This is a genomic window from Mycolicibacterium chengduense, assembly GCF_033741155.1.
Taxonomy (GTDB): Bacteria; Actinomycetota; Actinomycetes; order Mycobacteriales; family Mycobacteriaceae; genus Mycobacterium.
The window spans coordinates 158,378-182,186 of record NZ_JAWQNH010000004.1; the positions used below are offsets into that span (position 1 = coordinate 158,378).

The window sequence follows — 23,809 nt, forward strand, 5'->3', positions numbered from 1 at the left end:
GTAATACTGTAACGCATGACTGGATCGGACGTGACGCTCTTACCCCCGATGAAGTGGAATGCCTGGGGTGATCCCACGGCCGCCAAGCCGCTGTCCGACGGCATCCGCACCCTGCTCAAGCAGGCGTTGGGCATCGACGAGTCCGGCATCCCCGACATCACCGCCGAACAGGTGACCCTGCAGCCGTCGCGGCTCTCCGACACCGCACGCGACACGTTGGCCGGCATCGTCGGCGCCGAGTACTGCCGCGTCGACGACCTCGACCGGCTGCTGCGGGCCGGCGGCAAGTCGACGCTGGATCTGTTGCGGCGCAAGGATACCGGTGCGCAGGATGCGCCGGACGCGGTGCTGCTGCCGGGCACCGAGGACGAGATCGCAGCCATCCTGGCGGCCTGCGTCAGGCACCGGATCGCCGTCGTCCCATTCGGTGGGGGCACCAGCGTGGTCGGCGGGCTGGACCCGGCGCGCGGCGACTGCACCGCGGTCGTGTCGCTGGACCTGCGCCGCCTGAACCGGCTGCTGAACCTCGACGAGGTGTCCGGGGAGGCCGTACTCGAGGCTGGGGTGACCGGGCCCGACGCCGAGCGCCTGTTGGGCGAGAAGGGGTTCTCGCTCGGTCATTTCCCGCAGAGCTTCCAGTTCGCCACCATCGGCGGCTTCGCGGCCACCCGGTCGTCGGGACAGGATTCCGCGGGCTACGGCCGCTTCGACGATATGGTCCGCGGCCTGCGCGCCGTGACGCCGGCCGGGATTCTCGATCTGGGTCGTGCGCCGGCCTCGGCGGCCGGACCCGATCTGCGTCAGCTGCTGATGGGGTCCGAGGGGGTGTTCGGCGTGATCACCGCCGTGCGGGTCCGCGTGCACCCGGTCCCGGAATCGACGCGCTACGAGGCCTGGTCGTTCCCCGATTTCCCGACGGGCGCGGCCGCATTGCGGGCGGTCACCCAGACCGGCACCGGCCCGACGGTGATCCGGCTCTCCGACGAAGTGGAGACCGGGATCAACCTGGCCACCACCGAGAGCATCGGTGAGCAGAGCATCACCGGCGGGTGCCTGGCGATCACCGCATTCGAAGGGTCGGCCGCGCACACCGCGAGCCGGCACGCCGAGACCGCCGCCGTATTGGCCGCCCAGGGCGGCACGTCGCTGGGCGAGGCGCCGGCACGGGCGTGGGAGCACGGCCGGTTCGGCGCGCCCTACCTGCGAGACTCACTGCTGACGGCCGGAGCACTGTGCGAGACACTGGAAACGGCGACCTCGTGGTCGAACATCGCCGCCGTCAAGGCAGCCGTGACCGCGGCCCTGACCGACTCCCTCGCCGAATCCGGCACGCCAGCGCTGGTGATGTGCCACATTTCGCACGTGTATCCCACCGGCGCGTCGTTGTACTTCACCGTGGTGGCCGCCCAGCGCGGCAACCCGATCGACCAGTGGAACAAGGCCAAGGCCGCCGCGTCGGAGGCCATGGTGCGCACCGGGGCGACCATCACCCATCACCATGCGGTCGGCGCCGACCACCGGCCGTGGATGCGCGCCGAGATCGGCGACCTGGGCGTCGAGGTGTTGCGCGCAGTGAAGGCCGTGCTCGACCCCACCGGAATCCTCAACCCCGGCAAGCTGATTCCGTGAAGCGGATCTCGGTCCTGACCAACCCCGCATCCGGGCACGGCAACGCGCCGCACGCCGCCGAGCGGGCCATCGCGCGATTCCAGCAGCGTGGGATCGACGTGTGCGAGGTGGTCGGCGCCGATGCCGCACAAGCCCGCCGGCTGGTCGACGAGGAACTCGCGCGCGGCACCGATGCCCTGGTGGTGGTCGGCGGCGACGGCATCATCTCGGTGGCATTGCAGGCGCTGGCGCTGGGAGATGTCCCGCTGGGCATCATCCCCGCCGGCACCGGTAACGATCACGCCCGTGAATTCGGGATTCCCACCGGAGATCCGGAGGCGGCGGCCGACGTGGTGGTCGACGGCCGCACCCAGTCCGTCGATCTGGGCCGCATCGTCGACGCCAACGGCGCGGTCACCTGGTTCGGCACGGTGATGGCTGCCGGGTTCGATTCGCTGGTCAGCGATCGCACCAACCGGATGCGCTGGCCGCACGGGCGGATGCGGTACAACGTCGCCATGGTCGCCGAGCTGTCCAAATTGCGGTTGCTGCCCTTCCGGCTGACGTTCGACGACGAGCCGGAGATATCCACGGAGATCACCCTGGCCGCGTTCGGCAATACCCGCAGCTACGGCGGCGGCATGCTGATCTGCCCCGGCGCCGACCCGACCGACGGCCTGCTCGACGTGACGATGGTGCATTCGGCGTCGCGCAGCAAGCTGATCCGGCTGTTCCCCACGGTGTTCAAGGGCACGCACGTCAACCTGCCGGAGGTGACCACCAAGCGGGCGGCGCGGGTCGTCGTCGACTCCCCCGGCCTCAACGCCTATGCCGACGGTGAGTTCGCCCGCCCGCTGCCGGTGACGGTCTCGGCAGTGCCGCGGGCGTTGACGTTGTTACGCAAGTAGTTTCGGCCTAGGCGCGGGGTGCGGAACCGATGGCGCCCAGCGGGGTGACGGAGGGAGCACACATCATGACGCGCGCCGTGCGGATCGTCATCATCGGCGCCGGGATGGCCGGCATCGCCGCCGCCCACACGTTCCGGCAGGCCGGTTTCACCGATTTCACCGTGGTGGAGAAAGGATCCGACGTCGGCGGCGTCTGGCATTGGAACCGCTATCCCGGCCTCACCTGCGATGTGCCATCGCAGATCTACCAATTCGGGTTCGCGCCGAAGCCGGACTGGAGCCACCTGTGGGCATCCGGCGCCGATATCCAGCGCTACCACCGCGACGTCGTCGACCACCTCGGCCTGACACCACATCTGCGGCTGAACACCGAGATCACCGCCGCCCAGTACGGCGACGGCGAATGGACCCTGAGCACCGCGGGCGGCGACACCCTGACCGCCGACTTCCTGGTCTGCGCCACCGGCGTCCTGCACCACCCGTTCATTCCGGACATCCCCGGCATGGATCGCTTCCAGGGACCCGTCCTGCACACCGCACGGTGGGATCCCGACGTACGTACCAGCGACCGGCGCATCGCGGTGATCGGCACGGGATCGACCGGGGTACAGGTCGTTTCGGCGCTGCAGCCCGAAGCCGACACGGTGCTGCACTTCGCCAGGTCACCGCAATGGATTCTGTGGGCGCCGATGTGGATGCGCCAACCGCGGGCGCTCTCGGCGGCGCTGCGGCGTTGGCCGGTCCTACACGCGTTCACCTTCGACCGCCTGCAGTGGATGTCGAACATCCTCGCCGACGTCGTCACCAAACCGTCCTGGCGACGCGGCCTGGTACAGGCCTATGCCCGGCTGAGCCTACGAGCACAGATCCGCGATCCAGACTTGCGCGCGAAACTGACACCCGACTATCAGCCACTGTGCAAACGTCAGGTGGTTTCGGGCAGCTACTACCGTGCCATCACCCGGCCCAACGTGCGGCTGGTCACCGAACCGATCACCGAGATGACCGCGACCGGTATCAGAACCGCCGACGGCACGCAGCACGACGTCGACGTGGTGGTGCTGGCCACCGGTTTCCACGCCCACAACTACATGCGGCCGATGTCGATCGTCGGCCGGGGCGGCGTCACGCTCGACGAAGCCTGGGTGAAGGGGCCACGCGCCTACCGGATGACCGCCATTCCGGGCTTTCCGAACCTGTTCACGGTGCTCGGTCCGAACTCGCCCACCGGGTCGATCCCGCTGCAGTACTCGGCCGAGGCCACCGCACGCTATATCGTGCACTGGCTCAAGCGGTTTCGTGACGGAGAGATCGACGAGGTGGAGGTCACCGACGAGGCCACCACCGAATTCAACGCCGCGGTGGCCGAGGCCCTCGGCCCGACGGTGTGGAGCACCGGCTGCAACTCCTGGTATCGCACCGAGGACGGCACCGTCGACCTGTGGCCGTTCGACCGCGCCACGCTCACCCGGATGCTGGCCGAGCCCGACCCGGCCCACTACCGGGTGACTAGCCGACACCCCTGTTGAGCCAGGTCATCTCCCCGGTGTCGCCGCCACCGCGGTAAGGCTCCAGCGACTCGTCCCAGGCGGTGCCCAGCACCGTGTCCAACTCGGCGGCGAGCGTGTCCGCGCCCGAGGCCATCAGGGTGCGCAGCCGCTGCTCGCCGACCATCACGTCACCGTTGGCGCTCATCGCTCCGCTCCACAGACCCAGCTGCGGGGTGTGACACCACCGGTGACCGTCCACGCCCTCACTGGGGTCCTCGGTCACCTCGAAGCGCAGCACCGACCACGAACGCAGCGCGTTGGCCAGCTGCGCGCCGGTACCGACCGGCCCGACCCAATTCGTGACAGCACGCAGCTGCCCCGGCATGGCCGGTTGGGGCGTCCATTTCAGGTTCGCCCGCGCCGACAGGGTCGACGAAAGCGCCCACTCCACGTGTGGGCATACCGCCGCGGGCGAGGCGTGAACGTAAACCACGCCAGTCGTCGCATCGGCGAACTGGTTCAACGCACGCATCATCTGCTCCTTCGGCTCCACGAGGGACGTCTTCCCCAACGACCTGGCGTTACCGAATAGATGCAGTTGTTTCGTGCGTGTCTATTGTGCCTTGTGGGACCAGTGTTGCGCTAGTCTGAGCCGAATTCTCTCAGGACCTCATCAGAGATCGCCGGCCACAGCGGATACGTCCACTCCCCGAAATCCCGGTCGGTCAGCACCACGAGCGCCACGTCAGCGACGGGATCGACCCACAGAAACGTCCCCGACTGGCCGAAATGCCCGAACGTACGCGGCGAGTTGAGCGCGCCCGTCCAATGCGGGGACTTGCCGTCCCTGATCTCGAAACCGAGCCCCCAGTCGTTCGGGCGTTGCGAACCGAACCCCGGCAGCACCCCGGCCAGGCCGGGGAACTGCACCGACACCGCCTCGGCGTGCATCTGCGGCGAGACCAACCTCGGGCTCAGCAGTTCACCGGCGAAAGCGCTGAGGTCGGACACGGTGGACCGACCGCCGTACCCGGCGGCGTCGGCGCCGCCGACCAGGTCGGAGTCCGCCATCCCGAGCGGCTCGAGCACCGCTTCGCGCAGATATCCGCCGAACTCGATGCCCGCCGCCTCCTGCAGCGCCGCGGCGAGCAGGGTGAAGCCGTAGTTGGAGTAGATCCGCCGGGCGCCGGGCGCCGCCATCTGTTGAGCGGACTGCATCGCCACGCCCGACGCGTGCGCCAAGAGGTGGCGGACCGTCGCACCGGGCGGACCCGCCGGCGTGTCCAGTTCGAAGACGCCCTCCTCGACGGCGACCTGTGCGGCGCGGGCGACCAGCGGCTTGGTCACCGAGGCCAGCCGGAACACGCGCCCGATATCGCCATGGGTGGCCAGCACGCCGGCTTCCCCGATCACCGCCGCTGCTGCGGTATCGACCGGCCAGTCCGACAGCACATCGAGGGCGCTCACGGGCGCCAATCTAGCTGGGGAGAACTACCGCCGTGCCAGCAGATCGTCGAGCAGCGCGACGACCGCGGCATCCACCTCCGCAACCACCCGGCGCAGCTCCCCGAGCCGGGCACGCGCCGGAGCCAGGCCGGCATGGGACCGCAGCACGTCCACGATCGCCCGGTAGGTCGCGGCGTCGGTCGCCTCGGCCCACCGCAACGCGGACTCCGACCAGGCGCGGAGACGGTCGGCATCGGCGGCCGACATCAGCGCGCGCCGGTATACATCGGCCGCCCACTCCATCGGCACACGTTCGTCCAGCTTCGGCAGCAGCGCGTCGTCGAGCGCGGCGTAGCCTTCGGCGAACCGCTGCCGCGCCAGCGCGGTGATCCCCTCGGCGGCGCGCGCCAGGGCGGTCAGGGCCGGGTCGCCCACCCGTGCGGCGATGCCACGCAAGTCGGCCGCGGCAGGGCCGTCGGGCGCGAGAACCACACCGAGATAGGCGACATAACCGTGCGCCGCGCTCTCCGCCGTCCCGCGGAGTAACAACGCGGCGCGATCAGCCCAGCTCCGGGCCACCGCCACATGCCCTCGGGCCGACCAGGCCAGCCCGAGTTCGGCCGCCTTGACCGCTGCCTGCACCGGATCGGTGCGCACCAGCAAGGTGTGCACGCGTTCGTTGATCCGGACGGCCTCGCGGCCGTGGCCCAACCGCCAGGCCGCGGTGGCATAGGCGGCCAGGTCGTCGGTGGCCAACCGCTGCACGGCCTCGACACGCGCGAACGTCTCGTACGTGGTACGCCAGTCGCTGCGCCGGTACGCCGAGCGCGCAACGACGACAAGTTCGATTCCGTGGTCAACTGACACCAACACCATGAATCACGGTAGCGCGCCAGGCGCCGCCGGACATTTGTTTGGACACCATTCCATCTTTTGGTCGAGGCATTAGGTTGTACGCATGCCTCAGACAGTGCGCGGTGTGATTTCCCGGTCGAAGAAGCAGCCCGTCGAGTTGGTCGACATTGTGATCCCCGATCCCGGTCCGGGTGAGGTGGTGGTCGACATCATCGCGTGCGGGGTGTGCCACACCGATCTGACGTACCGTGAGGGCGGGATCAACGACGAGTACCCGTTCCTGTTGGGTCATGAGGCCGCCGGCACGGTGGAAGCCATCGGCGACGGTGTCACCCATGTCGCGCCCGGTGATTTCGTGATCCTGAACTGGCGGGCGGTGTGCGGGGAATGCCGGGCCTGCAAGCGTGGCCGCCCGCAGCTGTGTTTCGACACCTTCAACGCCACGCAGAAGATGACGTTGACCGACGGCACGGAGTTGACCCCGGCGCTGGGGATCGGTGCGTTCGCCGATAAGACCCTGGTGCATCAGGGTCAGTGCACGAAGGTCGATCCCGAGGCCGACCCGGCGGTGGCCGGTCTGCTCGGTTGCGGGGTGATGGCCGGGATCGGGGCGGCGATCAACACCGGCGCGGTGGGCCGTGATGACACCGTCGCGGTGATCGGCTGCGGCGGGGTCGGTGATGCCGCGATCGCCGGGGCGGCCCTGGTCGGGGCCAAGACGATCATCGCCGTGGACACCGACAACCGGAAACTGGACTGGGCCCGCGGGTTCGGGGCCACCCACACCATCAACGCCAAGGAACTCGACCCAGTCGAGACCATCCAGGATCTGACCGACGGGTTCGGGGCCGACGTGGTGATCGACGCGGTCGGGCGTCCTGAAACCTGGAAGCAGGCCTTCTATGCCCGCGACCTGGCCGGCACCGTGGTGCTCGTCGGTGTCCCCACCCCCGATATGACCCTGGAGATGCCGTTGGTGGACTTCTTCTCCCGCGGCGGAGCGCTCAAGTCGTCCTGGTATGGCGACTGCCTACCCGAGCGTGACTTCCCCACCCTCATCTCGCTGTACCGGCAGGGCCGGTTGCCGCTGGAGAAGTTCGTCTCCGAACGCATCGGCCTGGACGGGATCGAGGACGCCTTCCACAAGATGCACGCCGGTGAGGTGCTGCGCTCGGTGGTGATCCTGTGAGTGTGCAGCGCGTGGTCACCAGCGGCACCTTCTCCCTCGACGGCGGCACCTGGGATGTCGACAACAACATCTGGCTCGTCGGCGACGACAACGAGGTGATCGTCTTCGACGCCGCGCACACCGCCGCCCCGATCGTCGAGGCTGTGGGTGGGCGTCATGTCGTGGCTGTCATCTGCACCCACGGCCACAACGACCACATCACCGTCGCTCCCGAGCTCGCCGCGACCCTGGATGCCCCGGTGTTCCTGCACCCGGCCGACGAGATGTTGTGGCGAGAGATCCACCCCGACACCGACTTCCGCAGTGTGGAGGACGGGCTGGTGCTCAGCGCCGGCGGTATCGAGGTGCACGCCCTGCACACCCCCGGGCATTCGCCGGGCTCGGTGTGCTGGTCGGCCCCCGCACTGAACGCCGTGATCTCCGGGGACACCCTGTTCCACGGCGGGCCCGGCGCCACCGGCCGCTCCTACTCCAGCTTCCCGACCATCCTGGAATCCATCTCCACCAAACTGGGCACCCTGCCCGACGAAACCGTCGTCTACACCGGCCACGGCGACACCACCACCATCGGCGGCGAACTGGTGCACTACGACGAGTGGGTGGCGCGCGGCCACTGACGTAGCGCTGCGAGGAACGAGCAGCGCGGAGGGCTGTGGCCCAATAGCCCGGCCACTAGGTTGTGATCACGCTGAGCCAGTCCCTACCGCCGGGGCAGCGCCGCATCGATAGTCGTGCCATGACGACATCAGGTGGACGTACCGCGGCAATCATCGGCGCCGGCCAGACCGGCGTCAGCGCGGCGCTGGGGTTGCTGGACAAGGGTTTCGACGTGACCCTGTTCAGCGATCTGGATCAGGCCCGGCTGCGGGACGGTGTCCCGGCGACGGGTACGGCGCTGATCCTCGGCGAGGCGCAGCGCGCCGAGGAGAGCCTGGGGCTGAACACATATCTGGCGACGGCGCCGCTGTCGACGGGCGAGAGTGTGCGGGTTGTCGACGGTGGTGCCGAGGCGATCGCCTTCGACGGCTGGTTCGACGGATTCCGCGGAATCGCCGTGGACACCCGGCTCAAGGCCGACGACCGCCTGACGTTGTTCCAGCAGCGCGGCGGCCGGTTCGTGGTCCAGCCGGTGGACCCGCAGGGGCTGGACCGCATCGCCGCCGAGGCCGACCTGACCCTGGTGGCGACGGGGCGCGGCGGATTGTCCACCCTGTTCCCCGTCGACACCGCCCGCACGGCGTACGACAAGCCGCAGCGCCGACTGCTGGCGTTCACCGCGACCGGCCTGTCGCACGGTCCGGAGGTGTTCGCTCACCGTGGCCCGGCGGGTGGCGCGCACAACACGTTGTCGGTGGTGTCCGATCAGGGCGAGGTGTTCTGGGGCCCGTACCTGCACAAGGACGCCGGGCCGACGTGGGCCTTCCTCGGCTGGGCCAAGCCGGGCAGCGAATGGGAACGCCGGTTCGCCAGCGTCACCAGCGCCGAGTCGGCCCTTGCCGTGGCCGTCGAGTTGCATCGCGATTACCTCGATTGGGACCTCCCCGAAGTGCTGGAACTCCGCGTCATCGAAGAGGATCCGCATTCGTGGTTGACCGGTGCGGTCACCCAGGTGGTGCGCGCCGGTGTCGGGCACACCGCGAGTGGGCATCCGGTGGCGGCGCTCGGCGATACCGCGGTGGCCTACGATCCGATCGCCGGCCAGGGCGCCCAAGGTGGGCTGATCCAGGCGGCCCGCCTGGTCCACAAGGCCGGTGCGCATCACGGACCGTTCGATACCGCTTGGCTCACAGCGGCTTTCGAAGACTTCTACGACCACCGCGCCCGCGCTGCGCAGCGGGTGACCCGGCTATTCCTCGGCGACCCCGATTTCGCGGCGTACGGCGGACAGTTCTTCGCCGCGGCCAGCGGCAGCGCGCGATTCGCGTCCAAACTGGTCGGGCTGCTCGACGATCCGCGGCCGTTCGAGGCGGTGACGTCGGAGGATGCCGCCAAGGCGTTGATCACCGAATTCGCCGGCGAGCCGGCCGACGAACTGCTGGGCCGGTTCGTCCCGGCGGGAACATTCGCGCGCTCCCCGCTGCGAAGCGGCGCCGCGGCCTGATCAGGATCCCAGCAGCCGGCGTTTCTCGGCATCGAATTCGGCCTGTGTGAGGGCACCGGAATCACGCAGCGCGGCAAGTGTTTTCAATTGCTGGATCCGGATACCGTCATCGGTCGGGGTGAAGCTGGGCCCGGCATCGATGGTGAAGGTGGGCATCAGGCCCACCGGTGTCGGCCGGCGGCGCACCTTGGCCGCCCACACCCGCGCGATGATCAGGTCGACGACCGCCACACCGAACACCGCGGCCAGCCACCACGGCAGGTTGGGCACCGGGCTGCCGTGCCCGAAGGCCAGCCGCGGGCTGATGAAGGCGCTGACGTTGCCCTCGGTGCTGATGCGGTAGTCACCCTCTTCGGCGATGTGGGCGATCCACACCCGCACCCGCGCATCGTTGTTGACGGTGGTGGTGCTGCCGATGGCTTCGGTGATCTCGGGCTCGGCAACGCCCGCCGGCGGGTCGGCGCGCCACCGCAGGTTCGGGATGGGCAACCCTCCCCCGTTCGTGCTGCCGATGATCTGGGTGTGGAAGCTGACATTCACCTCACCGGCCGGCAGGTGCACCGTGCCGCGTCCCGGGATCGGCACCTCGCCGTAGGCGTTGTATTGGTCGAAGACGAAGGCGTTGAGCATCAGCGCCACGACGAATCCGACACCCGAGACGATCATCGTCACCACCGCGATGACGGTGAGGAATCTGGGCGCTGTCGACCGGCTCACAGGCGCAGTCTGTCACGCCGACGGTGTGGAAACACCTGGTGGAGCGCATCGTGCGAAAAATTTCGGCGCGGACTGAACCCTTGGCAAGCCTCGCCCGTCGTTCCTGCTGACCGCGCCACACGGCGCTGAAGAAGGGAACGACCGTGACCTTGCACCCGATGCTTCCCGCGGACACGACAACCGCTGAACCGCAGGTATGGCGATTCGACGAGTTCGTGCTGGATCTGCCGCGATTCGAACTGCGCCGCAACGACGTCGCCATCCCGATGGAACCCCAGGTGTTCGACGTGTTGATCCAGTTGGTCAGCCATCACCAGCGCGTGGTCACCAAGAACGAACTGTTCGACTCGGTGTGGGGTGGCCGGTTCGTCGGCGAGGCGGCGCTCACCAGCCGCATCAAGGCCGTCCGGCGCGCCCTCGGCGACGACGGGGACACGCAGCGCTACATCCGGACGGTGCGTGGCCGCGGCTACCAATTCGTCGGCGTCCTCGTGACCGAGGCCGAGCAGCCCCCGACGAGCCCGGTGCACACCACGGCGCCGGGAGCCGGTCACCTCATTTTCTGCGGCTCCGCCGCCCGGCCGGGCATCCGGATCGCGGCGCGCTGGGGCACCCGTCACCACCGGCGGCAGTCACGTCGCTCCTTCAACGGCCCGCCCAGGTAGCCATGTCCCGCGCCGCCGCCCGGCCGGGTGCGCCAGAATCGTGACATGACGAGGACGCGCCGCACCGGTCGCACGCCCACCAACGGAGGAAACCGCCCGTCATGACAGCCTCCGGTCCGTCCGGGCCGCACGATGGTGCCGCCGACTTGCTCCGCGGCATCCACGACGAACATGGCGCCGCGCTGCAGCGTTATGTCCTGCGCCTCACCCGCGGCGACCGTGAGTTCGCCGAGGATGTGGTGCAGGAGTCGCTGCTTCGGCTATGGCAGAAACCCGACATCCTGACCACCGGGTCCATCGATTCGGTACGGGCATGGCTGTACACCGTGGCCCGCAATCTCGTGATCGACGATCGCCGCAGCCACCGCTTCAAACGGGAACTGCGCACGGATACCGTCCCCGAGCAGCGCGCCCCCGACACCCTCGGGCCGGCGGTCGACTCGTGGGTCGTCGCCGACGCCTTGCGGTCTCTGAGCAGTGAGCACCGCACCGTCCTGGTGCGGGCGCACTATCTGGGCGAGACCGCCGTCGAAATCGGCCGCCACGAGAACATCCCGACGGGGACGGTCAAATCCCGGCTGCACTACGCGGTCCGCGCGCTGCGCGTTGCCCTGGAAGAAAGGGGGGTGGTGCAATGAGTGCCGCCGACCACAACCCACCCGAGCGGGATCTGTCCGAGTGGGACGCCGCCTATCTGCTGGGCGCCCTCACCCCGGAAGAGACCGTCGCCTACGAGCGCTATCTGGCCGAGCACCCCGATGACGAGGCCGGCCTGAATGCGTTGGCCGGCCTGCCCGCGATCATGGACGCCCTGCCGCCGCAGGAGGCGCTGGCGCTGCTCGACGAGGATGCCGAACCCGCACCCAACCTGGTGACGCTGGCCGCGGCAGCCCGCAACCGTCAGCGCCGGACCCAGCGGATCCGGGTGGCCACCGGTATCGCTTCTGCCGCCGCATGTCTCATCATCGGCGGCTTCGTCGGCCAGCTGATCCTGGGCCCGCAGCAGCCGACTGGTCCCGCGCTGCAGGCCATGGGCTCCGGGCAGCGTGCCGGGGTGACCGCAGCGCTGGCGGTATCGGCCGAATCGTGGGGTACCCGGCTGGATTGGCAGTGCGAGTACACCAAGGACTGGGCCACCACCGTGTCAAGGTACGACCTGGTGATCACCACCAAGGACGGCCGGGAATCGACCATCGCATCATGGAGCCCCGCGGGGAATGCGGCGTCGAACCTGGCCGCCGCCACCGCCATTCCCGCCGCCGACATCCGCACGGTCGACATCCGGGTCGCCGACACCACGGTGCCGTTGGCGGTGACCACGCTGAACTAGCGGGCCGAGCTGTCCGCCCCAGCGCACTCACACCTCGCCGGACAGCTTCGTGGACTACCGTTTTCATCGTGTCCAGTTCGACGTCCGGTTCGAGGGCCGGTTCCAGCCGCGAATCCAGTGTGGTGGTGCGACCGATCCCACCGGGCAGTGGGTTCTACACCGCCGGTTCGCGGTTGCAGGCGGCCGGACTGAAACGCGCCATCGAACTCTTCGAGCAGACCGCGCAGGCGGTGCCCATCCCGTCGGCTCCCCGACCGGTAGTCATCGCCGACTACGGTGCGGCCAACGGGCACAATTCGCTGCTGCCGATCTCCGCGGCCATCGGGGTGTTGCGGAAGCGGACCCGGCCCGAGCAGTCGATCCTGGTGACCCACACCGACGTTCCGGACAATGACTTCAGCGAGCTGTTCCGCGTGCTCGACGAGGATCCGGACAGCTATCTGAAGAAGGACCACGGAACCTACGCCTCGGCGGTCGGTCGGTCCTTCTATACCCAGATCATCCCGTCCAACAGTGTGAACCTGGGCTGGTCGGCCTGGGCGGTGCCGTGGCTGGGCCGGCTGCCGTGCCCGGTACCCGATCACATCCATGCCTCGTTCAGCGCCGACGCCGCAGTGCGGGCCGCCCACGACAAGCAGGCGGCATTCGACTGGCATGAGTTCGTGGCATTCCGTGGTCGCGAGCTGTGCCCGGGTGGCCGCGCAGTGGTGACCACCATGGCCCTCTCCGATGACGGCGATTTCGGCTATCGGCCAGTGCTGCAGGCGGTGATGGCCGAACTGACCGAGCTGGTGGCCCGTGGCGTGATCACCGAAGCCGAGCTGGTGCGGATGAACCTGCCGATCGTCGGGCGGCGCAAGAGCGACTTCCTGGCGCCGTTCGCCCCGTCCGGCAGGCTGGAACAGCTCAGCGTCGAACATCTCGAGGTTTTCGACGCCGAGGACCGGTTCTGGCAGCGTTACCAATCGGACCGGGATGCAAGGTATTTCGGTTCGGAATGGGCTGCCTTTGTCCGGGCTGCGGTGTTCCCGACGCTGGCGGCGGAGCTACCGGACGACCGGCGTACCCGGTTCTGCGATGAGCTCGAGGCCGGGGTGGCGGCCCGGCTGGCCGCCGACCCGCAGCAGATCCGGATCCCGCTGGCACTGGTCGTGCTGCACAAGCGGCCGAAGGCGTTTTAGCCCCAGGCCGGAATCGCCGCGTCGATGAGGTGCGGGCCGGGTTGGCGCACCGCGGCCCGGAACTGCTCGGCGAGTTCCTCGGCCGTCGTCGCTCGGCTGGCGGGTACGCCGAAACCTGTTGCGATGGCGACGAAGTCGATATCCGGGCTACCCAAATCCAACAGCGAGCGGGACTGCGGGCCGGTCGCGGCCGAGCCGACCCGCGCCAGTTCCAGCTGCAGAATGGCGTAGGCGTGGTTGTTCAGGATCACCACGGTGATGTCGAGCTGCTCGCGTGCCATCGTCCACAGCGCCGAAATGGTGTACAGCGCACTGCCATCCGCCTGCAACGCGATGACCGGCCGATCGGGCGCCGCGACCGCGGCACCCACCGCGACGGGTAACCCCTGACCGATCGCACCACCGGTCAGCGTCAGTACCTCGTGCAGCGGAGAGGCGGCCGTGGCGGCCGGCAGCAGCACCCCGCTGGTGTTGGCCTCGTCCACGATCACGGCCCGTTCGGGCAGCAGCGCCCCGATCACCTCCACCCAGTTCGCGACGGTGAGCGGGCCCGAGGGTAACGCCCGAGGAGCTGCGGCGGCCGGCGGTACCGGTGGTGCGGCCAACGCGTCGACCAGCCGGTGTAGGTCGGCCGGCTCCACTGTGTGGATCTGCGTGCCGAGCGGCACCAGCCCGCTCGGCTTGCCCGGATAGGCGAAGAAGGCGACCGGCGACCGGGCACCGACCAGAACCAGATGCGAGATACCGGCCAGTTGCTGCTCGGCTTGTTCACCGAGGTAGGCCAGCCGCTCGATGGGCGGGACACCGGCTCCGCGGGACAACCGGGCGGGGAACGTCTCCACCAGCGCCCTGGCGCCCACCGAAGCCGAAATGCGCGCGGCCGCAGTAAGTCCCGCCGCGTCGGTGGCGGCTCCACCGAGAAGCAGGACGCTACTGGCACCGTGCGAGCGCAGCAGCTCGACCACGGGCGCGAGGTCGGCGGGGGCTTCCTCGCCGGCGTCCGGCGGCGCGGGCTCCACCCCGGCGGTGTCCTCGGTGGCGCTCCAGGAGTAGTCGGCGGGCAGGATCACGGTGGAAACCCGGCCGGGCGGACCGACCGCGGCGGTGATGGCCTCGTCCACCGAGAGGGCCAGTGCCGATGCGGTCGCGGGCCGCACGACCACACCGTCGGGCCAGCCGGCCAGGGCCTCGATATCGGATTGCAGGGGTGCGTCGAACTCTGCGTGGTAGGTGGCATGGTCGCCGACGATGTTGACGACCGGGCTGTGCGCGCGCCGCGCATTGTGCAGATTGGCCAGACCGTTGGCCAGTCCGGGCCCCAGGTGCAGCAGCGTGGCCGCGGGGGTTCCCGCGATCCGGGCGTAGCCGTCGGCGGCACCGGTGGCCACCCCCTCGAACAGGCACAGCACCGCGCGCATCGCCGGGGTGTGGTCCAGGGCGGCCACGAAATGCATCTCGGACGTGCCCGGATTGGCGAAACAGATATCGACTCCGCGGGCCAGTAGACGGCCGATCACCACATCGGCACCGGTGCTCATGAGCCCCACCCTAGTGCGGAAGCTGTTGCCCTGGTTGCGGGATGAACGGCGGCAGGCCGGGAATGGTGGGGATCGGCGGGATGGTGGGAATCGGCGGGATCAGCGGCGGCGGGGTCGTCGGCGTCTCGCTGGTGGGCTCCGGGGACGGTGGCGGCGCCTCGCTGGTCGGCGCAGGTGCTTCGGTAGTCGACGCCGGCGCTTCGGGGGCCGGTGGTGCCGGGGCCTCCGTGGCGGGCGCCTGGCGGGTGACGGTCCTGGTCTGCGGTGGCGCCTCGGTCACCGGGGCAGGCGCCTCGGCCGGAGCGGGCTGTTGCGGGACGGCCGACGGGGTCGCCGGATTGGCTGTCGCCGTGGTGGTCTGCGAGGTGGGTGTTGCGGATTGATCGGTGCGCATCACAAATACGGCTGCGGCGACGCACACCGCCAGCACGACGGCGGCCCCCGAGCCGATCAGCAGGGCGGGCCGCCGGTACCAGGGAGTCGGTTCTGGCTCCGGTTCGTCCCGATCGGTGAACTGGACCTGCGGCCGGGCGTCGAGACCGGCGAAGCTGTGGGAGGGGTCGGCGTCGATGGGATGGTCCGCCACGAACGGTTCGGCGCCGGGCACCTCGTCGGTATCCTGCGACCAGGCCAGGGCGCGGAAGGTGCTCGACATCGCCGGGTCCGGCGAGGGCAAGTTGGCCGGGTCCGGCGAGGGCAGGTTGGCCGGGTCCGGCGAGGGCAGGTTGGCCGGGGCGATCGTGGTGGCGCCCTCGTCGGCGGCGGGCCGTGCGGCCCTGACGCCCGCGCCGATGGCCGCGGCGAGTTCAGGCTGCGGCAGGGTCACCACCGGCACCCGGAACTGCTCGGACAGGGCCGCCGTCACCGCGGGGATGCGGGCACCACCGCCCACGGAGGCCACCGCCGCCAGGTCGGCCACTCGAATGCCACTGCTCTGCAACGTATCCCGCAGCACGACGAGATAATCACCGAGCGGGGCGCGCAGCATCGCATCCAGATCGTCGCGGGTGACCCGCACCTCGGTGCGATGGCCGGGGAGGTCCACCGGCACCGCGGCCGCGGTCGCAGCGGAGAGCCGCTCCTTGGCGACCCGGCACTCGGCCCGCAATCTGGTCAGCGATCCGATCGCCGAGGTTCCGGCAGCATCGGCCGCCCCGGGAACCCCGGCGAGCACCTGGGCCAGCAGCGCCTGGTCGATCATCGCGCCGGACAATTCGGCGTAGCGCACGGTGGGGGCGATGGGCTGGTAGCCGTTGGCCGCGTCGGCCACCGTGATGCTGGTGCCGGAGCCGCCGAAGTCACACAGCACGACGATGCCGCGGGCCGGCAACCCCGGATTGTCGCTCAACGCCGCCAGCGCGGTGACCGCGTCGGAAAGCAGTGGCGCACTGTGCAGTTGCTGGTCGGCGGCCAGCGCCGCGCGCACCGCCGCCACCTGGCGGGGGTGCCAGTGTGCGGGGTGACTGATACCGGTGTGCGTCCCGCGCGGAACGGCGCCGTACAGTGCCCGCAGCGCCTCGACGAGCAGCGCCTCGGGCCGATGGGTGGTGCCGTCGTCGGCGACCAGGCCGACCGGATCGCCGACACGATCCACGAAGTCGGTGAACACCAAACCCGATGCACGCGTCAGCACCGCCGGCCGCGTCACCGCGGCCCGGCCCACCGTCACGGCCGCCAGATTGGTGGCACCAATCGACAGCCCTACCGACTCTGTCATCACACCCGCCTTCAGCAACCCTATCGGGTTATCCATCTGAATTTGCCGGGCGGACGTTACTAGCGGATGGTGCCGGCACCCGGGATCAGCGGAAGGTCCAGCGCGGTGACCCAACCCGGGGGCAGATCGTTGACCGCGGGCACGGCGTTCAGCGCCCGCAGACCGGTTGCCAGGCAACCCGCTGCCGCGGCGTCGCGGCCGGAGCCGTCGGTGAACCGGAAGGCGGTCTCCTGGGAGATGCTCGGGGTGCCCTCGATATCGACGCGGTACACGTCGTTGTCGTTGCCGGTCGGCCAGTCCGGCGCCGCGTCCAGACCGATCCGGTTGACGTGTTCCAGCTGGATGCGGGTGTCGTCGCGGTACCGGCCGTTGATGGTGAACCGGACGGCCGCCACATGGCCGGCCGGGATGATCCCTTTGGCCGACTTGCGGTCCTCCGGTGTCACCCACTTCTCCCAGGTGGTGGTGATCTCGTCGAGGGTGATCCCGGCCGCATGCGCGATCATCGGCACGGTGGCACCCCAGGACATCACCAGGATGTCGCGGTGCTCCAGCAGCGGCCGGTACTCCGGCGGCTTGCCGATGCCCATCTCGAATTCATAGTCGCCGGTGTAGTTGGTGTAGTCGAGCAACTCCGAGGCCCGCACCCGACGCACCTCCGAGCACAGACCCATCAGGGTCATCGGGAACAGGTCGTTGGCGAATCCGGGGTCGATCCCGGTGGTGAAACACGACGCTCCCCCGGCGGCGCAGGCCTCGTCGATCGGGGTGGTCCAGGACGGCGGGTTGAGCGACATGTGCGGCCACACCCACGGCGTCATCGCCGTCGAGCAGACGTCGATGCCGGCCCGCAGGAAGCGGGTGATGAGGTCGATGTTGGCGTCGGCCTGGGCGGCGGTGGGGCCGTAGTGCACCAGGGCGTCGGGTTTCAGCGCGATCAGGGCGTCGATGTCGTCGGTGGCGGTCAGTCCGATGGGAGCGTCCAGGCCGCAGAGGTCGCCGACATCGCGGCCCACCTTCTCGGGGTTGTTGACGCCCACGCCGACGAGTTCGAACAGTGGGTGTTTGACGATCTCGGCGATCACCATGGTTCCGACGAATCCGGTCCCCCACACCACTATTCGTTTCATGTCGTGCTGTCCCTTTCCCGGCTGCGGTGCAGCGCCCGGATCTCGTCGCGCAGTTCTTCGATCTGCCGTGCCGTGGCGGCCCGGTTGGCGTCGTCCTCCTCGGCGACCCGTTCGACGATCCACGATGCGAGCGTCGCGGTGACGACGCCCAGCAGACTGATCCCGGCGATCATCAGCGCCACCGCGATCAGCCGGCCGCCGAAGGTCACCGGGGTCAGGTCGCCGTAGCCGACGGTGGTCACGGTACTGATGGCCCACCACAGCGCGTCGCCGAATGACGTGATCTGGGCACCCGGTGCGTGGCGTTCGACGTCGAGCACCGCCAGCGAGGCGGCGTAGACGATGGTCACCACACCGCCTGCGGTGTAGGTGGCGACGCGGCCCCGGATGCTGTGCCCGACGACGCGCTGCAGCACCTCCAGCACCACCGCCAGGCTGAGTAGGCGCAGTGGGCGCAGCATCGGCAGCGCCACGATGGCCAGGTCGAGCAGATTGCGCAGGAACCACCGACCACGAGGCTTGGCGAGATACAGCCGGACCAGGTAATCCGCGACGAACACCAGGTACAGCCCCACCATGACGACGTGCAGCACGGCGTCGCCGAAACCACGCGGCTGGGCCAGCACCCGGACCGAATAGCAGGCCAGGAACACCAACGCGACGGCGGCCAGCAGCCACTCGGTCCGCTGCTCGAACCGCTGCAGCCGGGTTTGATCGGTCATCAAGCGGTGAGGATAACTCCGGCGCGGATCAGAAGCAGCGGCGCAGTCCGCCCGGCTCACAAATCAGCGGGTACTGCTCGACCGGGATCGGCAGCGGCCCCTGGTAGGACAAGGTGAAGGGTTTCTTGTCCAGGGTCGCGGGCAGTCCGCACACCTGGTTGTGCGAGACGATGCGGGTACCGCTCAACGTGTTGCTGTCGAACCGGAAGGTTTCCATCAGCGCCTCGGTGCTGCCGTCGGGGCACGTCAAGCCGTCCACCGAACTGATGTTGTAGGCCCACAGACCGTCGGTCAGCACCGCGTCCCCGCCTTTGGCGACCGCGTTCGGGGTCGAGCTGACGTGCAGGCGGCACGCCACGGGGTCGTGGATCTCGGCGCGCAGGTCACCCACCACCGGCACGCAGGAGGGGTAGATCGACCACGTCGCATCCGGCAGGCCCTCCTGATGGAAGGTGTAGACGCCCTGCATCACCTGCTGGTCCGCGCGCGCCGGGCCGGCAAAGGCCACCAGCGCCGCGGTCGTCACCAGCACACCGAAGAATGCGGAAAAGTACTTCCTCACCGTCGCAGTATTACAGGGCGCTTCGGACACGTCCCGGGTTTGTGCCGTGAGAGAGTCAGCCGCATGACTGCACTGGACGGCAAAGTGGCGTTGGTGACCGGGGCGTCCTCCGGTTTGGGCGCGGCGACGGCGAAGGTGTTCGCCGAACGAGGTGCGACGGTGTTCGGTATCGCGCGCGATACCGACCGGCTCGCCGAGGTGTTCGCCGACGTGCCCGGCGGGCGGTACGCCTCAGTGGACATCGGTTCGGCCGCGGCCTGCCGTCAGGCCGTCTCCGACTGTGTGGCGGCGTTCGGCCGGCTGGACGTGCTGGCCAATGTGGCCGGCTTCCATCAGATGCGCCGCACCATCACGCTGACCGACGCCGAATGGGAGCACGATCTGGCGGTCAACCTGAGCGGACCGTTCTACCTGTGCCGGGCCGCGCTGCCACACCTGCTGCAGACCGGCGGCAATATCGTCAACGTCGCGTCCGTGGCCGGTGTCGAGGGCGAGGTCTACTCGGCGGGTTACTGCGCCGCCAAGCACGGGTTGGTCGGGCTGACGCGGGCGCTGGCGGTGGAGTTCACCAAGGAGAAGGTGCGGATCAACGCGGTGTGCCCGGGCGGGATGCTGACCCCGCAGGTGACCGACTTTGCCGCCCCCGACGATGCGGATTGGGAGCTGATCATGCGGATCGCCGCACCGCGCGGTTTCATGGATCCCGTCGACGTCGCCAAGACCATCGCGTTTCTGGCCAGTGCGGACGCGGCGGCCATCCACGGTGCGGTGTACCGCGTCGACAACGGGAAGGGTGCGGACTAATGGACACCATTGCGCGCGAAGATCATTCGATCGCCACGGTGGGCAGCGTAGCCGTCGAGCAATCGGTGGCCACGGTGGGCAGCGCGGGGGTCGCCGGTTCGATCGGCACCCTCGGCAGCGCCGGGGTGGCCGGTTCCATCGCCACGACGAACAGCGCGGGCGTGGCCGGCTCCGTCGCCACCGGTGCCAGCGCCGGTGTGGCGGGCAGTATCGCCGTGTTCGGCAGCGCCTTCACCGTCCTGTGTGTGGCCCTCGTCGGCTGCGCGTGCTGCCTGGCCTGCATGGCCTGCCAGAAATGCCGGGCCTGCGTCGGCTGCGTCGCGTGCACCGACTGTGTGGGTTGCGTCGGTTGCGTCAACTGCTCGGGGCTGCGCGGCGCGGTCGGCTTGCGCGATGTGCACGCCTGACCGCTACATCCCGCGCCGGCGGCCCATCAGCACCACCAGGCCCACCGCGCCGAGGCTGAGCAGCGAGCAGGCCACCGCCGCCGCGATCAGATAGATCTGATTGCGGTCCAACCCATTCGGCGCATCGGTGGCGTTGTCGGCGACGAGCTGCATCCGGTAGTCGCCAGGCAACGGCGCCTCGCGCGGTTCGTCGAGGCCGGGGAACTGCTGGGTGCGGTGCACCTCGAATTGCCGCTCGCCCGTGCCATTTTGCGTCCAGACGCCCCAGGCCGGGGTGACACCGTCGAGCAGGACCTTGCGCTCGCCGTACCGGGTGTCCTCGCCGACATCGACGATCCGCTGCACGCGGAACGGTTCGTACACCGCGCGTGAGTAGCGCACCTGGACGGGCACGTTGTCATATCGCCACACCGGCGGCGGAGGCGGCGGGAGCGGCACCCCGACCGCGGGGATGAAGCCACCACCGAAGAAGCTGCCGACGGCGACGTTGACGGCCGTGTTGAGCGCGTTGACCACCACGGCGGTGAAGCTGTAGGCGGCCAACTCGGCGGCGTACAGCACCACCCGTTGCAGCGGGTTGATGGTCACGATCCGCGGCGAATTCTGGTACACGTACACGACGCGGACCGGGTCTCGGTACGGGTTGACGATGATCGGGCGGTAGTACTCGTCGTATTGCACCCACTCCGGCCGCCACTGCCGCACCGTGCGGTCCCAGTCCAGTCCCCTGGCGCGGAAGTCGGGCCGGTCGAAGTCGCGGTACTGGCGATCGTCGCGATGAGTCACGTTGAGCGACACCGCGAGTGCGGCGATGTCCTGTTGAGGCGCGGGCTCGGGCTGCTGCGCGATGGGCTTGGCGTTGCGCGCCAGTTCGACATCCGGTTCGGGCGCATCCAGCGTCTGCGGACGCACCGTCTCGATGGGTCGGGCCGCCTTGATGGCGGTCGACGCCGTCTCGGTTCCGGAGGGCACATCGGTGACGGTGGGGGTGGCGGCCGCCTCCGCGGTCGGGGCAGCCAGGCTCGACGGAGTGGTCGGGTCCAGCGCGGGTGTCTTGCCGGCCGCCTCAACCGGCGGTGCCGTGGACGGTGGCGTGCTGGGGTCGACCGGGGGTTCGGTCGTCGCGGCGGCTGCCGGTGCCGATGTGGTGGCCGCGGGCGCCGATGTGGGGGCAGCCGTGGTCGGTTCGGCGGCCTTGGTGGTCGTGGTCGGTTCGGCGACCTTGGTGGTTGTCGTCTTCGGGGCTGCCGTGTTGGTGGTCGACGGCGCCGGGGCGGTCGTTGCGGGCGGTGCTGTTGCGGTGGTGGTCTTGGGCGCCGGTGGAGTGGGCGCCTCGACGGTCGGCTCGGCCGTCGGTGACGCCGCCGTCGGTGACGTTGCCGTCGGTGACGCGACGGGCTTGGGCTGCGGGGCCGGGGCTTGGGTCGGCACCACCGGCTCCGGCAGCGGCGCCGGCTTGGGATCCGGTTGCGCTGCGGCCGTGGGCTCCGGTTTCGGTGCGGCCGTGGGCAACTCCGCCGCGGATTTCGGGGCCTGCGACTGCGGAGCCGCCGGTTCCGGCGCCTCGACCACCGTCGTCGTCGGAGCCGACGGATCGGCTTTGGTGTTCGGCGACGCCGCGGCGGGGGCCAGTCCCGAGATCAACGCGGTCAACGAGATGACCAGGCTCGACGCCACACCGGCGACCATATTTCGGCGGGGGAACAGTTCACGCGTTGCACGCACGGTGCATCCACTCCTTTGACGGTCCAAGGAGCGTGGCATCCAGCCACTGCTGCCAAGTTGCAGCCATCTCCCCCGACACTGGCCCCGGGCCAGCAGCTGTCTCGCATGGTTCATCGCCACAACGCCGGAGGCGTTACAACTGCCTGAGCGCCGGAGGCGTTACAACGGCTTGAGCGCCGGAGGCGTTACAACGGCTTGAGCGCCGGAGGCGTTACAACGGCTTGAGCGCCGGAGGCGTTACAGGTGTCCCGACGCCGGAGGCGCGGACCGGGTGCCTTTAAGGTCGAACCGTGAACCGGCTGGACCGCTTCTTCGATATCAGCGCCCGTGGCTCGAGCGTCGCCGCCGAGTTGCGTGGCGGCGTCGTCACCTTCATCGCGATGGCCTACATCATCGTGCTGAACCCGATCATCCTGTCCGGCGGCGCCGACGTCACCGGCGCCAAACTGGGCTTCACCCAGGTGTCGGCGGTCACCTCGCTGGCCGCGGGAGTGATGACCATCCTGTTCGGGGTGATCGCCCGGTTGCCGTTCGCGTTCGCGGCCGGCCTGGGTATCAACTCGTTCCTGGCGTCCTCGGTGGTGGGTTCGCTCACCTGGCCCGAGGCGATGGGCCTGGTGGTGATCAACGGTCTGATCATCGTGTTACTCGCGGTCACCGGGCTGCGCAGGCTGATCTTCGACGCTGTGCCGATGCCGTTGAAACTGGCGATCACCGCGGGAATCGGCTTGTTCATCCTGTTCATCGGGTTGGTCGACGCCGGGTTCGTGGCGTCCACCGGTGGGCCGTCGCCGCCGGTGGGTCTGGGCGGGCATGGCGCCGGTTCGATCACCAGCATCCCGACCGTGGTGTTCGTCTTCACGCTGCTGGTGACCGGCGTCCTGGTGGCCCGGAAGGTGCGCGGCGGCATCCTCATCGGACTGATCATCGGCACGGTGGTGGCCGTCGGCATCGAGGCCATCTGGCATCTCGGGTCGGCCCAGGAGAAACCCGGCGGCTGGGGTCTGTCGGTGCCCACCCTGCAGGGGGCACCGTTCGCGGTGCCGGATCTGTCCCTGGTGGGCGCGTTCAGTCTGGACAGTTTCGGCAGGATCGGCATCCTGGCGGCCGTCATGCTGGTGTTCACCCTGGTGTTCACCAACTTCTTCGATGCGATGGGCACTTTCACCGGTCTGTCCCGGCAGGCCGGGGTCGCCGACGCACAGGGCAACTTCCCGAGGCTGCAGTCCGCGTTGGTCGTCGAGGGCGCCGGAGCGGTGGTCGGCGGCGCGGTGTCGGCCTCGTCCAACACCGTCTTCATCGAGTCCGGCACCGGGATCGGGGAAGGCGCCCGCACGGGGCTGGCCAGCCTGGTCACCGGCGGATTGTTCCTCGCCGCAATGTTTCTCACACCGCTGGCGGCCATCGTGCCCTCGGAGGTGGCGGCCGCGGCGCTGGTCATCGTCGGCGCCATGATGGCCTCGCACCTGCGCGAGATCGACCTTGCCGATTTCTCGATCGCGCTGCCGGTGGTGCTCACCGTGGCGGTCATGCCGCTGAGCTATTCGATCGCCAACGGTATCGGCGTCGGATTCATCTCGTGGGCGGTGGTGCGGACGGCGGCGGGCAAGGGCCGCGAGATCAGCCCGCTGTTGTGGATCGTCGCTGCCGGCTTCCTGCTCTACTTCGCCCGCGGTTGGATCGACTCGCTGATCGGGGTCTGACGATCGGGTGT

At 69.2% G+C, this 23,809-nt stretch carries 22 protein-coding genes and 1 pseudogene; 13 read left to right on the plus strand and 10 right to left on the minus strand.

What is annotated here, in order from left to right; genetic code table 11:
- The first annotated feature begins 48 nt into the window (after window positions 1-48).
- The 3 genes from SBI67_RS15830 to SBI67_RS15840 all read left to right on the plus strand — a co-directional run bounded on the left by SBI67_RS15830 (window position 49) and on the right by SBI67_RS15840 (window position 4,045).
- Window positions 49-1,629 carry an FAD-binding oxidoreductase gene (locus tag SBI67_RS15830; protein WP_318981955.1) on the plus strand — a complete coding sequence of 527 codons (1,581 nt, stop codon included), beginning with the start codon at window positions 49-51 and terminating at the stop codon, window positions 1,627-1,629.
- Entirely contained in the window at window positions 1,626-2,516 is an 891-nt protein-coding gene (locus SBI67_RS15835; protein WP_318981479.1) for a diacylglycerol kinase, read from the plus strand. Before SBI67_RS15830 ends, SBI67_RS15835 begins: the two co-directional genes overlap by 4 nt.
- Before the next feature lie 65 nt (window positions 2,517-2,581).
- Window positions 2,582-4,045, plus strand: a complete 1,464-nt coding sequence (locus SBI67_RS15840) for a flavin-containing monooxygenase (RefSeq protein WP_318981480.1) — start codon at window positions 2,582-2,584, stop codon at window positions 4,043-4,045.
- On the opposite strand, the gene SBI67_RS15845 is transcribed toward SBI67_RS15840, so the two are convergent.
- The 3 genes from SBI67_RS15845 to SBI67_RS15855 all read right to left on the minus strand — a co-directional run bounded on the left by SBI67_RS15845 (window position 4,026) and on the right by SBI67_RS15855 (window position 6,328).
- Window positions 4,026-4,538 carry a DUF3145 domain-containing protein gene (locus SBI67_RS15845; RefSeq protein ID WP_266048095.1) on the minus strand — a complete coding sequence of 171 codons (513 nt, stop codon included), beginning with the start codon at window positions 4,536-4,538 and terminating at the stop codon, window positions 4,026-4,028. The genes SBI67_RS15840 and SBI67_RS15845 overlap by 20 nt on opposite strands.
- Window positions 4,539-4,648: 110 nt before the next feature.
- A complete protein-coding gene (locus SBI67_RS15850; protein WP_318981481.1) occupies window positions 4,649-5,473 on the minus strand; it encodes a serine hydrolase domain-containing protein in 825 nt (274 codons plus the stop codon).
- 24 nt (window positions 5,474-5,497) lie between these two features.
- Window positions 5,498-6,328 carry a chemotaxis protein CheY gene (locus tag SBI67_RS15855; protein ID WP_413232498.1) on the minus strand — a complete coding sequence of 277 codons (831 nt, stop codon included), beginning with the start codon at window positions 6,326-6,328 and terminating at the stop codon, window positions 5,498-5,500.
- Between the two features lie 82 nt (window positions 6,329-6,410).
- Here SBI67_RS15855 and SBI67_RS15860 point away from each other — a divergent pair, with 82 nt between their 5' ends.
- From SBI67_RS15860 to SBI67_RS15870, 3 genes are all read left to right on the plus strand, one after another.
- The gene (locus SBI67_RS15860) at window positions 6,411-7,496 is read left to right on the plus strand and encodes an S-(hydroxymethyl)mycothiol dehydrogenase (protein WP_318981483.1); all 1,086 of its coding nucleotides are present in this window, start codon (window positions 6,411-6,413) and stop codon (window positions 7,494-7,496) included.
- Complete coding sequence (locus tag SBI67_RS15865) at window positions 7,493-8,113, plus strand: MBL fold metallo-hydrolase (protein WP_318981484.1); 621 nt, start codon at window positions 7,493-7,495, stop codon at window positions 8,111-8,113. Before SBI67_RS15860 ends, SBI67_RS15865 begins: the two co-directional genes overlap by 4 nt.
- Before the next feature lie 119 nt (window positions 8,114-8,232).
- A complete protein-coding gene (locus SBI67_RS15870; protein ID WP_318981485.1) occupies window positions 8,233-9,597 on the plus strand; it encodes a styrene monooxygenase/indole monooxygenase family protein in 1,365 nt (454 codons plus the stop codon).
- On the opposite strand, the gene SBI67_RS15875 is transcribed toward SBI67_RS15870, so the two are convergent.
- Window positions 9,598-10,314, minus strand: coding sequence for an SHOCT domain-containing protein (locus SBI67_RS15875; protein ID WP_413232499.1), 717 nt, complete (start codon window positions 10,312-10,314; stop codon window positions 9,598-9,600).
- A gap of 158 nt (window positions 10,315-10,472) precedes the next feature.
- Here SBI67_RS15875 and SBI67_RS15880 point away from each other — a divergent pair.
- The 4 genes and pseudogenes from SBI67_RS15880 to SBI67_RS15895 form a co-directional block, all read left to right on the plus strand.
- A pseudogene (locus SBI67_RS15880) lies at window positions 10,473-10,913 on the plus strand (winged helix-turn-helix domain-containing protein); the annotation flags it as partial.
- Window positions 10,914-11,080: 167 nt separating this feature from the next.
- Entirely contained in the window at window positions 11,081-11,617 is a 537-nt protein-coding gene (locus tag SBI67_RS15885; protein WP_318981486.1) for a sigma-70 family RNA polymerase sigma factor, read from the plus strand.
- Window positions 11,614-12,309, plus strand: coding sequence for an anti-sigma factor family protein (locus SBI67_RS15890; protein WP_318981487.1), 696 nt, complete (start codon window positions 11,614-11,616; stop codon window positions 12,307-12,309). The genes SBI67_RS15885 and SBI67_RS15890 overlap by 4 nt, the downstream gene beginning before the upstream one ends.
- Window positions 12,310-12,377: 68 nt before the next feature.
- Window positions 12,378-13,490 (plus strand): class I SAM-dependent methyltransferase, encoded by a 1,113-nt coding sequence (locus SBI67_RS15895; protein ID WP_318981488.1) that lies wholly within the window; start codon window positions 12,378-12,380, stop codon window positions 13,488-13,490.
- On the opposite strand, the gene SBI67_RS15900 is transcribed toward SBI67_RS15895, so the two are convergent.
- From SBI67_RS15900 to SBI67_RS15920, 5 genes are read right to left on the minus strand one after another with little or no spacing between them, the layout of a single operon-like run.
- Window positions 13,487-15,028, minus strand: coding sequence for an acetolactate synthase large subunit (locus tag SBI67_RS15900; RefSeq protein WP_318981489.1), 1,542 nt, complete (start codon window positions 15,026-15,028; stop codon window positions 13,487-13,489). The two genes, SBI67_RS15895 and SBI67_RS15900, sit on opposite strands and share 4 nt — an antisense overlap.
- A gap of 10 nt (window positions 15,029-15,038) precedes the next feature.
- On the minus strand, window positions 15,039-16,745 hold the full coding sequence (locus SBI67_RS15905; RefSeq protein ID WP_318981490.1) for an Hsp70 family protein: 1,707 nt from the start codon (window positions 16,743-16,745) through the stop codon (window positions 15,039-15,041).
- 59 nt (window positions 16,746-16,804) lie between these two features.
- Complete coding sequence (locus SBI67_RS15910; protein ID WP_318981491.1) at window positions 16,805-17,875, minus strand: NAD(P)H-dependent amine dehydrogenase family protein; 1,071 nt, start codon at window positions 17,873-17,875, stop codon at window positions 16,805-16,807.
- Window positions 17,872-18,597 (minus strand): potassium channel family protein, encoded by a 726-nt coding sequence (locus SBI67_RS15915; RefSeq protein WP_318981492.1) that lies wholly within the window; start codon window positions 18,595-18,597, stop codon window positions 17,872-17,874. The genes SBI67_RS15910 and SBI67_RS15915 overlap by 4 nt, the downstream gene beginning before the upstream one ends.
- A gap of 28 nt (window positions 18,598-18,625) precedes the next feature.
- Window positions 18,626-19,159: a hypothetical protein gene (locus SBI67_RS15920; protein ID WP_318981493.1), complete on the minus strand. Its 534-nt coding sequence runs from the start codon at window positions 19,157-19,159 to the stop codon at window positions 18,626-18,628.
- 63 nt (window positions 19,160-19,222) lie between these two features.
- On the opposite strand from SBI67_RS15920, the gene SBI67_RS15925 reads away from it, so the two are divergent.
- Window positions 19,223-19,963 carry an SDR family NAD(P)-dependent oxidoreductase gene (locus tag SBI67_RS15925; protein ID WP_318981494.1) on the plus strand — a complete coding sequence of 247 codons (741 nt, stop codon included), beginning with the start codon at window positions 19,223-19,225 and terminating at the stop codon, window positions 19,961-19,963.
- On the plus strand, window positions 19,963-20,370 hold the full coding sequence (locus SBI67_RS15930; protein ID WP_318981495.1) for a hypothetical protein: 408 nt from the start codon (window positions 19,963-19,965) through the stop codon (window positions 20,368-20,370). The genes SBI67_RS15925 and SBI67_RS15930 overlap by 1 nt, the downstream gene beginning before the upstream one ends.
- 3 nt (window positions 20,371-20,373) lie before the next feature.
- On the opposite strand, the gene SBI67_RS15935 is transcribed toward SBI67_RS15930, so the two are convergent.
- Entirely contained in the window at window positions 20,374-22,095 is a 1,722-nt protein-coding gene (locus SBI67_RS15935; protein ID WP_318981496.1) for a hypothetical protein, read from the minus strand.
- A 290-nt stretch (window positions 22,096-22,385) separates the two neighbouring features.
- On the opposite strand from SBI67_RS15935, the gene SBI67_RS15940 reads away from it, so the two are divergent.
- Entirely contained in the window at window positions 22,386-23,798 is a 1,413-nt protein-coding gene (locus tag SBI67_RS15940) for an NCS2 family permease (RefSeq protein WP_318981497.1), read from the plus strand.
- The last annotated feature ends 11 nt before the right edge of the window (window positions 23,799-23,809 follow it).

Excerpts from the sequence above, each read along its gene's own strand:
- SBI67_RS15910 (WP_318981491.1), bottom strand. The coding sequence starts at position 17,875 with ATGAAACGAATAGTGGTGTGGGGGACCGGATTCGTCGGAACCATGGTG.
- SBI67_RS15890 (WP_318981487.1), top strand. The coding sequence starts at position 11,614 with ATGAGTGCCGCCGACCACAACCCACCCGAGCGGGATCTGTCCGAGTGG.
- SBI67_RS15930 (WP_318981495.1), top strand. The coding sequence starts at position 19,963 with ATGGACACCATTGCGCGCGAAGATCATTCGATCGCCACGGTGGGCAGC.
- SBI67_RS15915 (WP_318981492.1), bottom strand. The coding sequence starts at position 18,597 with ATGACCGATCAAACCCGGCTGCAGCGGTTCGAGCAGCGGACCGAGTGG.
- SBI67_RS15870 (WP_318981485.1), top strand. The coding sequence starts at position 8,233 with ATGACGACATCAGGTGGACGTACCGCGGCAATCATCGGCGCCGGCCAG.
- SBI67_RS15855 (WP_413232498.1), bottom strand. The coding sequence starts at position 6,328 with ATGGTGTTGGTGTCAGTTGACCACGGAATCGAACTTGTCGTCGTTGCG.
- SBI67_RS15905 (WP_318981490.1), bottom strand. The coding sequence starts at position 16,745 with ATGACAGAGTCGGTAGGGCTGTCGATTGGTGCCACCAATCTGGCGGCC.
- SBI67_RS15900 (WP_318981489.1), bottom strand. The coding sequence starts at position 15,028 with ATGAGCACCGGTGCCGATGTGGTGATCGGCCGTCTACTGGCCCGCGGA.
- SBI67_RS15840 (WP_318981480.1), top strand. The coding sequence starts at position 2,582 with ATGACGCGCGCCGTGCGGATCGTCATCATCGGCGCCGGGATGGCCGGC.
- SBI67_RS15860 (WP_318981483.1), top strand. The coding sequence starts at position 6,411 with ATGCCTCAGACAGTGCGCGGTGTGATTTCCCGGTCGAAGAAGCAGCCC.
- SBI67_RS15830 (WP_318981955.1), top strand. The coding sequence starts at position 49 with ATGAAGTGGAATGCCTGGGGTGATCCCACGGCCGCCAAGCCGCTGTCC.
- SBI67_RS15925 (WP_318981494.1), top strand. The coding sequence starts at position 19,223 with ATGACTGCACTGGACGGCAAAGTGGCGTTGGTGACCGGGGCGTCCTCC.
- SBI67_RS15845 (WP_266048095.1), bottom strand. The coding sequence starts at position 4,538 with ATGCGTGCGTTGAACCAGTTCGCCGATGCGACGACTGGCGTGGTTTAC.
- SBI67_RS15885 (WP_318981486.1), top strand. The coding sequence starts at position 11,081 with ATGACAGCCTCCGGTCCGTCCGGGCCGCACGATGGTGCCGCCGACTTG.